General features: G+C 34.6%; 13 protein-coding genes and 1 pseudogene. 2 read left to right on the top strand and 12 right to left on the bottom strand.

Annotated elements, in window-relative coordinates:
- The 3 genes from HMPREF0528_RS08465 to HMPREF0528_RS08455 all read right to left on the bottom strand — a co-directional run.
- A partial coding sequence (locus HMPREF0528_RS08465) for an MMPL family transporter (protein WP_004896632.1) occupies positions 1-2,553 on the bottom strand: 2,553 nt, incomplete at its 3' end.
- 19 nt (positions 2,554-2,572) lie between these two features.
- Positions 2,573-3,136 carry a TetR/AcrR family transcriptional regulator gene (locus HMPREF0528_RS08460; RefSeq protein ID WP_034525410.1) on the bottom strand — a complete coding sequence of 188 codons (564 nt, stop codon included), beginning with the start codon at positions 3,134-3,136 and terminating at the stop codon, positions 2,573-2,575.
- A gap of 127 nt (positions 3,137-3,263) precedes the next feature.
- A complete protein-coding gene (locus HMPREF0528_RS08455; RefSeq protein WP_004896630.1) occupies positions 3,264-4,208 on the bottom strand; it encodes a serine hydrolase in 945 nt (314 codons plus the stop codon).
- A 191-nt stretch (positions 4,209-4,399) separates the two neighbouring features.
- Here HMPREF0528_RS08455 and HMPREF0528_RS08450 point away from each other — a divergent pair, with 191 nt between their 5' ends.
- Positions 4,400-5,323 (top strand): BadF/BadG/BcrA/BcrD ATPase family protein, encoded by a 924-nt coding sequence (locus HMPREF0528_RS08450; protein ID WP_004896629.1) that lies wholly within the window; start codon positions 4,400-4,402, stop codon positions 5,321-5,323.
- A gap of 48 nt (positions 5,324-5,371) precedes the next feature.
- Here the strand turns inward: HMPREF0528_RS08450 and HMPREF0528_RS08445 are convergent, their stop codons facing one another.
- The 3 genes from HMPREF0528_RS08445 to HMPREF0528_RS08435 are packed head-to-tail and all read right to left on the bottom strand — an operon-like array spanning position 5,372 to position 6,796.
- On the bottom strand, positions 5,372-5,812 hold the full coding sequence (locus tag HMPREF0528_RS08445) for a GNAT family N-acetyltransferase (RefSeq protein ID WP_004896628.1): 441 nt from the start codon (positions 5,810-5,812) through the stop codon (positions 5,372-5,374).
- Positions 5,812-6,336 (bottom strand): GNAT family N-acetyltransferase, encoded by a 525-nt coding sequence (locus HMPREF0528_RS08440; protein ID WP_012846623.1) that lies wholly within the window; start codon positions 6,334-6,336, stop codon positions 5,812-5,814. Before HMPREF0528_RS08440 ends, HMPREF0528_RS08445 begins: the two co-directional genes overlap by 1 nt.
- 1 nt (position 6,337) lies before the next feature.
- The gene (locus HMPREF0528_RS08435) at positions 6,338-6,796 is read right to left on the bottom strand and encodes a MarR family winged helix-turn-helix transcriptional regulator (RefSeq protein ID WP_004896626.1); all 459 of its coding nucleotides are present in this window, start codon (positions 6,794-6,796) and stop codon (positions 6,338-6,340) included.
- Between the two features lie 150 nt (positions 6,797-6,946).
- Between HMPREF0528_RS08435 and HMPREF0528_RS08430 the strand changes: the two genes are divergently transcribed.
- Positions 6,947-7,315, top strand: a complete 369-nt coding sequence (locus tag HMPREF0528_RS08430) for a DUF1304 domain-containing protein (RefSeq protein WP_004896625.1) — start codon at positions 6,947-6,949, stop codon at positions 7,313-7,315.
- A gap of 65 nt (positions 7,316-7,380) precedes the next feature.
- On the opposite strand, the gene HMPREF0528_RS08425 is transcribed toward HMPREF0528_RS08430, so the two are convergent.
- From HMPREF0528_RS08425 to HMPREF0528_RS08400, 6 genes and pseudogenes are all read right to left on the bottom strand, one after another.
- Positions 7,381-8,685, bottom strand: coding sequence for an extracellular solute-binding protein (locus HMPREF0528_RS08425; protein ID WP_004896623.1), 1,305 nt, complete (start codon positions 8,683-8,685; stop codon positions 7,381-7,383).
- Between the two features lie 44 nt (positions 8,686-8,729).
- Entirely contained in the window at positions 8,730-10,031 is a 1,302-nt protein-coding gene (locus tag HMPREF0528_RS08420; RefSeq protein WP_004896622.1) for an MBL fold metallo-hydrolase, read from the bottom strand.
- Positions 10,015-10,845, bottom strand: coding sequence for a carbohydrate ABC transporter permease (locus HMPREF0528_RS08415; protein WP_004896621.1), 831 nt, complete (start codon positions 10,843-10,845; stop codon positions 10,015-10,017). The genes HMPREF0528_RS08420 and HMPREF0528_RS08415 overlap by 17 nt, the downstream gene beginning before the upstream one ends.
- 1 nt (position 10,846) lies before the next feature.
- Entirely contained in the window at positions 10,847-11,710 is an 864-nt protein-coding gene (locus HMPREF0528_RS08410) for a carbohydrate ABC transporter permease (RefSeq protein WP_004896620.1), read from the bottom strand.
- Positions 11,710-12,796, bottom strand: a pseudogene (locus tag HMPREF0528_RS08405) (ABC transporter ATP-binding protein). The gene HMPREF0528_RS08410 and the pseudogene HMPREF0528_RS08405 overlap by 1 nt, the downstream one beginning before the upstream one ends.
- 307 nt (positions 12,797-13,103) lie before the next feature.
- Positions 13,104-14,537: a C69 family dipeptidase gene (locus tag HMPREF0528_RS08400; protein WP_004896617.1), complete on the bottom strand. Its 1,434-nt coding sequence runs from the start codon at positions 14,535-14,537 to the stop codon at positions 13,104-13,106.
- Between the last annotated feature and the right edge of the window lie 12 nt (positions 14,538-14,549).

Genomic DNA, 14,549 nt, shown 5'->3' with positions numbered 1-14,549 from the left:
CTGGCCAGCGCCGTTTGCAAGCTGACTAGAACCAGCTACACCTGCTTGTAAGCCACTTGCAAGTTGGCCTGCTCCACTGTTTAAGCGAGCTGCGCCTGAATTGATTTGGCTTGCACCATTTGCGCTTGCTGAAACAGCAGTTTGAATTTGATTCAATTGAGAAGTTAGTTCATCAATTTGACTATTTGTACTTTGTGACATCTGTGCTGAAGCACCACTCAGTCCAGAAGTGGCTGACTTCAACTCTACGAGTAAGCCTTGCATTTGTTCAATATTGTCTAAAGCTTTACTTGCTGCCTTAATTTTACCACCAGCTACTGCCGCATTGTGCAAATCGCCAGCAATGCTTGTAATTGCATCTTTTTGTTGCTTAGTTTGTGTTTGCACTTGCTCTTGAGCTTGTTTTTCAACAAGAGGCAATATTGTCTTTAATGCTTTTTGAGCATCCTCATCACTAAGTCCTTGTGCTTTCAAAGCTGCTAAGTATGTGCTTGTATCAACATTTAAATTACCAGCTTGTGCCGATTGCCCAGATAATTGAGATATGGTTGATACTGCATGGTTTAAACTACTATCTAAATCATTGGCAGCCTGCTTACTTTCAGCAATAGTATTTGAACTTGGCAAAGTAATTCCTTGGACAACGTTATTTAGATCAGATAATTTACTCTGAAGTAGTTCTAAAGATCCCTTCATCTTCTCTATTTTTTTGCTAGAAGCAGGAATCTTTTGATTCAATTGTGAGTTTAATTGATTCAAACCATTTGCCAATTGATCAGTACCAGCCTGCAAACTCTGAGTACCACTTTGTAAACTTGCAGCCCCATTAGCCAACTTAATAGTTCCGTTTTCAAGTTGTACAGCACCTTGTTGTAAGTTCAAAGTACCACTTTCTAAACGACCAGCACCAGTTGCTAAACGCATAGTTCCTGATCTAAGTGCTTCTGCACCATTTTGAAGACGTGTAGTTCCGCTAGCTAATTGATTTGCACCAGCTTGCAGACGGCCAGTTCCGTTAGAAAGTTGATTTGCACCATTTTGAAGTTGAACAGCACCATTAGTAATTTGCTTGCTACCGTTACTTAAAGTTCCTAAACCATTTCTAGCAGTATTAACACCTGAGTTAACAGTACCTAATTGGTTGTCAACGTAAAGACGTTTAATTGATTTTCCATTTGGTTCAGTTACAGAAGATGCAAATTTAACATCTGGGTCTGCCTGAATCTTTTTAACAATCTGATCGATTTCTTTTAAGCTCTTTTCGTTATCAAGCTTATCTTTACTCTGAATGTATAAAGTTGAATATTCAGGAGTACCAATTGAGAAATGATCTTGTAAAACTAATAGTCCAGCTTTTGATGGTGTAGAATTAGAAATTTCATCTGCATCATCATAATTCAAATTATTTGAATAGAATAAGGCAAATGGCAATACTGCGACTGCCATTACAACTAAGTAAATAATCGGATGAGTCAAGCTCCCTTTTGAAAGAGCATGCCATAACTTAGAGTTGCTTTCACCTTCAAACTTCTTAACTGGCCAGAATAATTTCTTACCTAAGACAGCCATAAAGAATGGGTTTAAAGTTAAAAGTACTACTAATAATACAGCGACCCCAACAGCAACCCCAACAGCTGAACGGTAAATTGAGAAGTTAGCTAAACCTAATGCACTAAATCCAATTAAGATTGAAGATCCAGAATAAAGAATTGTCTTACCAGCTTTACGCAACGCATCATTTGTTGCCTCATGGTTCGACATCCCCTTACTCAAGTTCTCTTTAAATTTATCATACAGCAGGATATTGTAGTCAGTACCAATACCAAACAAAACAATAACCATGAAAACTTGAGTAAAGTTTGAAAATGGAAAGTTAAATTTCTCTACTAAATTAGTAACAATTGAGAATGAAGTAATAAATGAAACACCAACTGTTAATAATGAAATTATTGGTACAATTGGCGACTTGAATACAATTACTAAAACAATAAAAATAAAGAAAATAGTAATTAATTCAGTCTTTTTAATACCTTCTTGAACCGAAGCAGAGAAATCATCTTCAAGAATTCTAACCCCAGTTACATATGTTCTAACTCCTGGAGTTTTAACAGCCTTTGTTAAAGTCTTATTAACGTTAGAAACAGTCGAATGATCATTAGCAATATTTAATTGCACAATTTCTGTTGTTTTATCTTTAGAAATTAATTGTGCTTTTGTTGCATAGTTGTCATTAGGGGTCATCATTGACTTGATACCAAGCTTTTTCTTATTGTCCTTTAAAAAGCGAATTGTATCGTCAATTTTCTCCTTATCACTCGAGGTTAGTTTCCCGTGTTTTTTATTAAAAACTACCCCTACAACATAGGTATTATCTTGTCCATGCCCCCACTTACTTTCGATGTTAGTTGCAATAGAACTTTGAACATCCTTAGGAAGTGAAATTTCTGAATGCTGACGTGTCAATGCATCCACATTTGGCAACGAGAAGACAGCAATTAGCAAAATTGCTATCCATGCTATCAAAGCACCAAGATGATTTTTCAGCAATTTCATGTGCTACTTTCCTTTCCCCTTATTTTGTACCTTCAACTTGAAGTTTTGGCGCTACAAGTCTTAAAAGCATCTCATGGTAATTATCGTCAGCTTCTTTTTCTGTTTCATCGATCACATATCGATCTAAGAAAACATAACCCAAAACAGCTCCAAGTAAACTATGCAAAGAGACAACGTTCTTCTTGCCTACATCCAGCTTTTCTCCTAGATCTACTATCTTTAAAACCTCTTCACGAATTTGCTCATTTTGAACATATTCATTTAGTCCATAGTAAATACTAGAAATAGCCTTATCATGTAGTAAAAAGTCTCGTATTTCATCGGCAAATCTAAACAAAGCATCTATACCTGAATGGCCTATTATCTTCTTTGTTAGGTGCTGACGCAAAACTTGCAGTCTATTAACACAAACTAAAACTAATAAATCATTACGATTAGCAACATAGTGATACAAAGATTGAGACCTAATCCCCAATGCTTTAGCTAAAGCTGGCATTGTTAATTCGCTTAATCCCTTTTCACTAATAATTGTTATAGCTTGATCAATCACTTTTGAGCGGTCCAAAGCTCTTTTTTTAGCCAAGATAATCACCTTCTTTTTTGTGTACTCATATACTTTAACACGTCAATGTGTAGAAAACAATCTACAATGTGTAGAAATTTATCTACTTTTTGAAAAAAATAAAAAGGAGTTAAAAACTCCTTTAAATCTATTTTTGTTTAATCATCCAATTATTAATCGAATCACCAATTTTAGCTAGATCCGCATCTTCTTCACTAACCATTGCCATGGTATAAGTCTTACCATCTTCTTGAATTATGGCTGCTCCTTGTTTTTTATCAGCTATTTTATAAACCACACCACTAATGTTTTTCGCTAAGCCTTTTTCAGGAAAATTAGCTAATTGTCCTAAAATTTGATTATCCACATTAGTTCCCAAAATTTTTCCCTGGTAAAGCTTTTGCATAGTATTAACTAAATCACCACTACTGGTTTTTCCGGAAAAATCTTTACCAAAATTATCAGTAATTTCAGTATTGCCTGCACCAAACTCTTTTGCAGTTTGATTTACTTTTTCTTTTCCAATTTTATTCAAAATAATATTAGCTGCATTATTATTTTGCTGACGCATCATTAAATCAAGTAAATATGTATAGGAATAGGCCATATCAGTCTTTAATACCTTATCTCCGCCATTTAAGTCACTTGATTTAACTTTATAAGGAGTTGCTGAGTTTAAGCTTTTATCTTGAACTGCCTTGTAATAAGCCAGCAACACAAATAATTTTAGAACATTCCCAGCATTTAAATTATTCTGACTAGTATTTGTTAAATCGGCAAATATTTTAGGATTATTCAAGTCCTTTACACTTACTTGATAGTTTCCTTGAACGTTGGAACTAGCTTTAACAATATCTTTGGCTAAATTTTTATTACTATTTTTTGAAATAGCGGCCTCTCCAATCTCGCTTTCTCCATTAGTAATACGAGTTTGTTTAGTACCCTCTTTCATTTTACTTTTTTGAGCTACTTTTGCTGTTGAATTCCCATAAATTTCTAAAGTTTGTGTCTTCATATGATTAATACTAGTCATATAAAAAGCTAATGCACAAAAAGAGGATAAAATCGCCCCTAAAAATATTTTATTTTTCATTAAAAATCTCCTTAATCACATATTTTTTATTTTATCATGCTAATACCTAAAAAAGTTTTAAAGACTAAGGATTATTCTATTTTTTAAGATTATCTTTTCTTTATATAGGATTTGCTGAATGCGTTCACAAATTGTTCTTTTTTTAGTACAATAATTCCAGTATTAATATTTACAGTGAGGGATTATTATTTATGTTGAAATATATGATCGGTATTGACGCAGGTGGTACACACTCTACGGCAATCGCTTATGATGAAAATGGTAAAGAATTAGGTCGTGCTGAATCCGGCCCAGGTCAAATCAACAATGACTACGAACTCGGTATCAAAAATATTGCTCAAGCAGTTAATGAATTGCGTGACAAAATTGATGGCGATTGTATTAAAGTTTTAGCCGGAATTGCCGGTTTATCCGTTGTTGGTAATGCACCAGAAGTTGCAGCAACTATTTCTTCAATGGTTGGTAATATTCCAACTCGTGCTATTACTGACTCACTTCTTGCTCTTTACAATGGTCTTGAAGGAGCAGACGGTGCTTTAGTTATTGCTGGTACTGGATCTGTTGTTAATGGTCGTCAAAACGGCTCTTTAATTGCTGTTGGTGGTTACGGTTCTTTACTTGGAGATGAAGGTAGTGGTTACGCTATTACCAAGGCTGCTCTTCAAGCTGCTCTTCTTAGCTGGGACAAGCGTGAAAAGAATTCTTTAATTGATTTATTCGTTAAAGAATTCAATGTTGATAACATGGGTGAAGTTCCTGCTAAATTCTACAACTTAACTAGTCCAGAAGTTGCTTCAAAGGCTGTTAAAGTTGCTAAGTTAGCAGATAACGGTGATGAAGATGCCCGTAAAATCATTGCAGATCAAGCACATCTTTTAGCACGCGATATTATTATGTGCTTAGACCGTTACGAAGATCCTAAGCCAATGCGCGTTGCTTTAACTGGTTCAGTTCTTTCAAACAACGCTATGATGCGTTCATACATGGAAGCAGAAGTTAAAGAAAAATACCCAGACGCTGTATTTAGCGTTTCAAACGGTGAAAACGCACGTGGTGTAATTTTTGATAAGAGCAAAGATTACCGCTACTTCACTAATCATAACGATGATGAATAATTAAATTAAAAACATAAAAAAACCTCGATCTCCGAGGTTTTTTTTTATCTATAAATCTTTATACATTAATACGTGTTCTATACCACCCTCATCAAATATCTCACCTTTAACTTGATAGCCAAGACGATCATAAAAAGGCTTCGCTGTTATTTGCGCATGGCAGTATATCCGATTAACATTCTTGTCTTTTAGGTACTCATGCACCTCTTTCATCATCTTGCTTCCAAGATACATCCCTCGTGCATCTTTTGAGACCACAACTCGACCTAAATACCAATCTCCATTTTCATCTTTAAAAATTCGACAAGTAGCTAAAGCATCATCTTTTCCGTCATTTAAACTAAAAACATGAATTGCATGAAAATCTTCATCATCTATTTCAGGTAAAGTGATTTTTTGTTCACTAACAAAAACCTCATTTCTTAGCCTTTCGACGCAAAAGGCCTCATATCCAGTCATTTCATCAATTGTCTTAAAACAAAATTTCATTACTTCAACCTCTTAACTAAAATCAAATCCGTCTGTGAATCTTCTCCAACTACAAAAGTGTGTTGACTAACTCTTTTAAAACCATCTTTTTCATAGAAAGCCTGAGCTTGATAATTTTTCTCCCAAACTCCAAGCCACATATTGTCCTTCTCTTTTTCTTTAGCTATTTTCTCAGCTAATTTGATTAGCACTAATCCTAAACCTTGATGTTGAAAAGCTTGCTTCAAGTATATTCTTTCGACTTCTAAAGCATTAGGAACTACCTGCTCTGTTTGCGCATGTCCTTCATTCACCTTTAGATAGCCAGCCACTTTATTATCTACAGTTAAAAAGTAAAAACTACTATTCGCATTTTCAACTTCATCTTTTAATTTTTCTTCTGCATATGCTGTATCCAAAAATTCTTTCATATCTTCAGCAGTATTTTGTGATCCAAACGTTTCTAAAAATGTTTGTCTTGAAATTTGTTGTAATTCTTTAATATTATCTGCTAATACTTCTTTAATCTCATATTTTACCGTCATATTAATACTTCCTCTTGCTGCCATTCTTTACAAAATTCCAATTTTCACGTGCATTTTTCTCGAGAACGCTTAGATATTTTTGTAATCGAGCCTGTTCATCTTTAGTTAAGCCATTTGTTACTAACGTATTTGAATAGACATTTTCTCTTTCTATTTCTTTAGCTAATTTTTTACCTGTATCGGTTACAAATAAATGTTTGATTTTCTTATTAGTTTCATCATCTTCTTTAAAAATAAGTCCTGCTCGTTCAAGTTTTCTAATTCCACGGGCAGTCGTTGTACGATCAATATTTAATAATGTAGCTAGATGATCAGAAATAATCCCTGGGTGTTCAAAAACGCGAGTTAAATATAAGTATTGACCACGATTTAATTCCAAATCTTTAAAATCAATATTAGCAATCGAATCCAAGGCTCGTGAAATTGAACCAATTTCTCTCAAAATATCTTCTTCTGCCATCTTTATGTCTATCCCTCCTATTTGTTTGTTCTAGTGTAGGTTATTATTGTTGCAAATGCAATAATAATAAAAATGATTATTACTCTATTTGATTTCTATGTTAACAATAAGTAAAATCTATCTGAATAGTTAAATAAGGGGAATTATAAAATGATTTTAAGAAATATCGGAATTCTTCTAACAATTGTTGTTGGAATTGAGCATATTGGAATTATGTGGTTAGAAATTTTTGGGAAACCTGACTTACAAGCTAAGTCGTTTGACATGGATGTAGATTTTGTTAAACAGCCTGCCGCAAAAACAGCTTTAGCTAATCAAGGTATCTATAATGGAATGCTAGGTCTTTTAATCTTAATTGTATTTTTCTTCTTCAGAGTGCCAACTTTAATCACTGTATGGCAACTTTTGCTTGCCTTTGTTGTAGTTGTCGCTATTTTTGGGGGCTTTACAGCAAGTAAAAAGATTTTTGTTGTTCAAATGCTACCTGCATTAATTGCCTTCATTCTACTTTTCTTCTAAAAAATCTATAAAAAAATGAGGATTGTCATAATGACAGTCCTCATTTTTTACTTAATATTCTGTTTTTATTGATTCCAAGCACTTTGGAACTTAGTCTTACCGGCATCAATTTGTGAATTCCAGTTTTGACCCTTCTTTGCTTGTGCAAAGATGTTTTGCATAATTGAATTCAATTGAGTGTATGCAGCGTTGCTATTCTTAACTACAGGAACACTGTATAAGTTCTTCATTGCCTTGTCTAATTGAGCAGGAACTTTAGACTTAGTTGAGTTCTTGTAAGCACTAGAGTTAATTACATTGTTGGTTACAGGGATGTATCCAGTTTGATCAGCCCAAGTCAATTGTTGGTTCTTACCTAACAAGTACTTAATGTACATGAAGGCAGCTGCTTTTTGTTCTGCAGTACCCTTGTTAAACATGTAGATATCAGTACCTTGTTGCATGTTGTACTTAGAAGGACGAGGTGCAACACCGTATTGGAACTTATTACCAACACCCATCTTAACAAATCCTTCACCAGCACTAGTACCTACAAACATTGCAACCTTTTGGTTAGAGAAGTCACCAGAAAGGTAACCAGCTGAACCAGCAGTCTTGAAGTAACCAGCTTTAATACCATCAGCATAGTAGTTGATTACTTTCTTAGACTTAGAACCAGTAAAGTTAATGTTCTTAGAGAAGTTTACGCCTTCATCCTTCATACCTAAAACGTAGTAGTTTGAAAGTGAGTCGAATCCAGCACCAACAACCTTGTGGTTACTCTTTTCGTAAATCTTCTTAGATGCTGCCTTTAATTCAGACATTGTCTTTGGTACTTTAACACCATATTTATCTAATAAATCTTTGTTATAAGTTAACATTTCAACAGATTTATTAAATGGGATACCATATTGAGTACCCTTAATTTGTGCACCCTTTAATAATTCTTCACGGATGTCACTCTTCTTAGCTGAGCCCCAACCAATCTTACTATTGTTAATGTAAGGGGTCATATCAACCAAGCGTTTGCTATTAGCGGCATTTAAAAGCCAGCCAGGATAAGCTTGAGTAATTGTAGGCAAGTTATTTGGTGATTGCAAAGTTGAGTTAATCTTTGCTTGTAAATCATTATACTTACCTTGGTTTTCAAGCTTAACAGTAATGTTAGGATTCTTCTTTTCAAAATCCTTAGTCAAGCTTTGTAAAGTCTTTTCCTGAGTTCCAGTCATACCATGCCAGAAAACAATAGTAGTTTTCTTGGTAATCTTAGTTGGAATATCAGCTGACTTACTACTTGAGCTATCATTACTCTTAGAATTTGAGCAAGCAGTAGTGCCTACAAGGGCTAAAGCAGCAACTGCAACTGCTGCAAATTTTTTAGTGAACTTCATATGTTCCTCCCAATAAAAACAAACAACAAAATAAAATTTTAATTTTAACTAAGCGTAAATGTCTCTCCGCGCTTAGGTAAAATCCTTTCTCCAAATGGGTTTTCTTCTAATTCTGGATGCAATGTGTGCACAGGAGCCAAAATTTTTGGCTCAAAACCCGCAATTATTTCTTTTAATTCAGCTACGTCCGCATGTCCTGAACAACGCAGAGTTATCAATTCAATTCCACGTTTTTCAATATTTTCAATAAACGGAGCATAAGCTGGATCAAAATCCCCAAGAGGCTCAGCATTACTGTGAATGTATAAGCCACCTTTTTGTAGTTGATCATAATGACCAACTACTTGCCAGAAATATTGATGATCGTCTTTTAGAAGATCTTGATAACTAATTTCAAGATTTGGATCGAGCGCATCAATTTTTTCATCTTCTGGCAAGTAGTAATAAGGAACATCCTGCTTTAATGCTAATTTTAATAATTCAGCACGTTTAGCATGAAGTACTACTTTTCGAGGCGAATCTGAAATAATTCTCAAAATTCGCTCTACGTTTGTAGGATAAGTATTAAAAGTTAACTGGCGCTTTGGATTATCTTTTTGGTATTTAACTACTCTTTCAGTAAGCTCAACCTCATTCTTAACCCCTTTGAACTCTTCACTATCCTCTTCACTACGTTCTGGCCATGAAACACCAGTACCTTCGATAATTAGCATATCACATCCCTTACCGGCCGCCATAAATTGACGCACCCAATCGGGATGATAACCATGCAAGCGAATATCTCCAGTATGAACGATTGTTTTATCAGGTGTTTCGATGATTAATCCAGTTGCCCCGTAAGCATCATGATCACTAGGAACAACTGTTAAAGTTATATCTCCAACTTTAATGGGGTAGTTTAATCTAGCAGCAATTATAGGACGAGTATAATTCTTTGGTTTATCAGCTGCTGGTAATAAAAATTCCCCATCCCGATTCAACACTGGTAGCAAGGCCGCAGTTAATGGACCAGCATACAATGGAATCTCTGGCGCTAAAAGATTCATAGCTTTACTATGATCTAGATGAAGGTGAGAAATATAAGCTGCGCTATGTTGCCAACGTTCATGATCTATTTCTTTTCCCGTAATCTTTGGATCATAAAAATTTGGTACATCACCAATCAATTGATATTTAAGAAGAGTTGAAAAATCCTCATCTTCCATTTTCAGTCCCAGTTCTGGACGATACACTTCTCCTAAATCAAATAATACATGTGACTTATCATAAGCTACTTCAATCATTGGGCCGCCAATAGTCGTTAACCCATTATAAAAAGTAACTGTAGTTTTAGGCTTTGAGGTCATTACGTACTACTCCTCGAATAATTTGCTTTCTAAAAATGAAGTAAACAATTAAAACAGGTACTACTGTTAAAGTTGCTGCTGCTAGTTGAAGTTGCGTTTGAGCACCCGCATCAGAGGCAAAGGCAGCTAAACCATTGTTCAATAAACGCATCTTATCTTCATTTGTTACCAATAATGGCCATAAGAAGGAGTTCCATCCTGAAATAAAACTAAGCAAGGCAACAGTAATTAATCCACCTTTAGACATTGGAACTAGAATTTTCCAAATATATTCCCAGTCAGAAGCTCCATCAATCATGGCTGCTTTATAAATTGTTGGTGAAATTGCTGTGAAGTAGCTTTGTAAATAGTACATATAAAAGATAGATGTTAAGAATGGTAAAACCAATCCTAAATATGTATTCAATAAGCCTAAATGAGCAATTGTATTGTAGTTAGTAAAAATTATTGCTTCTCCCGGAACCATTAAGAGTGAAAGAAAAATTAACTGAATAAATCCTTTTCCCTTAAATTTCAAGTTGGTCATTGCAAATGCACCTAGAATTGAAGTAAACAATGTAACAATTGTTGTAGTTGCCGCTGTAATAAATGTGTTTAAGAAGTATCTTGCAAATGGTGCTTGCTCAAATACTTTTTGATAGTTACTCCACCTCAAAGTCTTTGGAATTAAAGTTGGTGGAATAGTAGTGGTTTCTTGATAGGACATTAATCCACCTAAGATCATATAAATAAATGGGAAAACAGTTATAATGCCAAAAATTCCAATGAATAGATAGACAAAAATCATTCCCCAACGTAGTTTTTTCTTCTTCATTCTAACTGTTCACCTTTTTCATCAATTTTCTTTGTAAGAAAGTTACGAACAATATAAATAGGAACAAGACTACTGTTGCAGCCATTGCTACACCAGGCGTACCAACAATTTGGAATTTATTATAAATATAGTAAACTGCCGTCATTGCCGAATTACCCACACCAGCTTGTCCATTAAATAATGCATAAACTTGAGTATAGATCTTAAATGCCCCAATTAAGTTAACAGTTAAAAGAAAGGCTAAAGTTGGGACTAACTGTGGCACTGTTATGCGCCAAAACTTTTCCCTACTTGTTGCACCATACATATCAGCTAAAACATAGTAATTTGGTTCAATATTTCTTAACGCACCCATCAAGATAACGATGTTAAATGCCAAAGATGACCAAACACCAAAGATAATCAATGAAACAAGACTTAGACTCGGATTATCTAACCAATCAGGTTGTGGTAAATGAACAAGTTTTAATAAGAAGTTCAATAAACCATATTCACCATTAAAGATATAACGAAATACAATTCCGATTGCGATCGTACTTGTAACATATGGCATAAAAAACATAGTTTCAAAGAAGACGGTATGTTTAATCTTTGAAAAGATAAACCATGCTAACGCAACAGAAATTATTAAGGCAATTGGTACAGCTAAAAATGAATAAATGGCGGTATTCATAATTGCACGCCAAAATTCTGGATCGCTAAAAATATATTGATAGTTAGAAAGTCCATTAAATTGTAGGTCAATTAATGGTCCACCCTGAAAACTCATCGTAAAAGCACGTAGAATTGGCCAAATACTAAATACCGTAACACAAATAATGGCCGGTGCTAAAAATAACCAAGCTTTTTTCTGATTATCTTTCATTAATAGATTCGCTCCCCATCTGGCTTAAATAAGTAAACGCGGTCTAAGTTCATCTTAAATTTCACGCTATCTCCAGGTTTTATTTCTTGCTCTAAATCAATCAATGCACGCTGATTTGTTCCAGCATGAGTAAATTTCAATACTCGTTCGCGTCCAATCAATTCGACATCATCAATTACTTCGGAAAGTTCGCCTTCATCACTTAACTTTAAGTTTTCAGGACGAATACTCAATGTATAGTCTCCGGCTATTAAGTTGCCTCTAAATTTTGTACTATCTAATTTTTCAACTGGAATCTCAAAGTCTGTCCCAATAATCTTATTGTCTGCTACCTTTACATCAAAATTATCAATTACTGGATTACCAATAAAGTTAGCAACAAATTGATTATTAGGTTCAAGATAAAGGTCTTGACCCTTATCGTCTTGTTGAATTACTCCATTATGGAAAAGAATAATCTTATCACCAATTGAGAGTGCTTCTTCTTGATCGTGGGTAACGAATAAAGTAGTAATTCCTACTTCCTTAACCAAATTACGAATTTCTTCACGAATCTTTAAACGTAAGCGGGCATCTAAGTTACTTAATGGTTCATCCATTAACAAAATTTGTGGTTCTTGCACTAGTGCACGTGCAATCGAAACACGCTGCTGTTGCCCCCCCAGAAAGGTTGCCCGGCTTTTGATCAGCTAATTCTTCAATATGAGTTAATTTCATAAATTTTTGGGCAATTTTTTCAGCTTCATCTTTTGGCTTCTTATTCTTTCCCACTGTCATTGGAAACATTACATTCTGTAAAACAGTCATATGTGGGTATAAGGCATAATTCTGGAATACATAGCCAATATTACGATCTTTTGGCGCAACATTAAGAAGAGACTTACCATTTACAATAATGTCTCCACCGGTCGGATTCAATAATCCGGCAATCATATTTAAAGTTGTAGTTTTTCCACAACCACTAGGCCCCAATAAGCACACTAAGTCGCCCTTTTTTACAGAAAAACTAACAGACTTAATTGCTTGGTAACCATTCTCATAAGTTTTTTCTAGGTTATTTACCTGAATGAATTTATCTTCGTTCATATATCTCTCACTACTACATTTAGATTTAAATCATATTACACCACAAATTTTATGATAAAAGCAACAAAATCACAAATATTTTTTCAATAAATAATTCGTACTTTGTGAATTTTTGCTGCTTTTTCATGGATAAGATATGGATGATAATATCATTTTAGGAACAATATTTCCATATAAATATAAATAAATCGTGTTTTTCCTCTTGCATTTTTTAGATATCCTTTGAAGACCTAGTTTACCAACATACAAGATAGAGAAAGTCGAACAATAAAAAAACACTACATCTTGTGCAGTGTTTTTCAAAAAATTACAAATTATCGCCACGTTCAAATTGAAATTTAGAAGAATTTAGGGCTTGTCTCGTCAAATCACTTATCAATTTCGTAGTTTCATTAGTAATATAAGCAGCAGTTTCAGCATTAGCAGCAGTTAAATATTTAGTTTTTTCTTTTCCAGCTAATTCTCCAGCTTTCTCATCGGTTGCTGAAATGCGGCTAACAGCGTAACTTTGACATTCATCTCTAAAGTTCTCAACTTGGTAAATAAATTGATGATATCTTGGCTCTACTAAAACTTGCAAACTCTTATACAACCAATATGCACTAGATTCTGGAGTAACCATATGACTAGCCGTTTGATAATTTAATGGCGTGTCATCAATATTTGTATAGAAAGGTACATAAGGACTGTAAGCATAAAAACCAAAGTTAACCCATTGAATACCTGCTATTTTTTTAGGAACATCATTTCTAATTTGGAGAATACAACTAGATTGATTTCTGTCCAAAGCAATTGATCTAAACATTTTTTGCTTCTTATCATCCCCTGAAGCAAAAGATCCCATTGGGTCATATTCAGTACCGTTATAGTGACTAGACAAGAAAAATTCTACATCCTCAACGCCAATTTTCTTTTCTGGCTTTCTAATAAATGGCATTTCTTGACTTAATGGGTCTTGCTCAACACTTGGATTAAAAAGCTTCTGACCGTACCAAGTTCTTGGGGTGTTATAGTAACTGTCTGCTTCTGCTTTGGTACCAAAAATATCTCTAAAACTCCACTTACCATCAGTACTTGGATTTAAGTGATTTTTTTCTACAAAATCACGAATAGTTGGTGCATACATAAAATTATCATGATCATCAAAATCAATATCTTGAATCACCATTATATTAGGACAAATTGCATAAGAATCTTCAGGAATTCTTTGTGCTACCCATTGATGACCAGCGCCAGTTTCAAAATACCAAACTTCATCGTGGTCAGAAAAAGCGATACCGTTACTTTCACCAGTACCATATTTTTCAATTAATTTACCTAAACGCTCTACCCCTTCACGAGCAGTCTTAACAAATGGTAAGACAAGATAAACCATCGAATCTTCATCTATTCCATTCTCTACTAACGGATCGTGACCTAAGCAGCGCGCATTTGTGGCCTCTGTTTCAGTAGCCGACATAGCAACGTTATATTCATTAATTCCCTGTTCATCCCAGCGGCCTTCTGATTCATCAGCTGTTGGGGTTGCGGTCCACTTGCAACCATGTCCCTTTAAATGAAGCTTTAAACCATTATATTTTGAAACATATTCTTCATCGTAGTCTTTTGCTTCATGGACAACAAAAAGCTTTTCATTAATACCACCATAACCGTCTTCATCACGGGCAATAATAGTTGAGCCATCAATTGTAGCTTTTTTTCCAACAATCATTGCCGTACAGTTATCCTTGCTTTTGTTCATTATTTTCTCCTA

The sequence above is a fragment of the Lactobacillus johnsonii ATCC 33200 genome, from assembly GCF_000159355.1.
Lineage (GTDB): Bacteria > Bacillota > Bacilli > Lactobacillales > Lactobacillaceae > Lactobacillus > Lactobacillus johnsonii.
The sequence above is the reverse complement of the archived record's forward strand: the minus strand, read 5'-3'. Positions and strand labels throughout refer to the sequence as shown.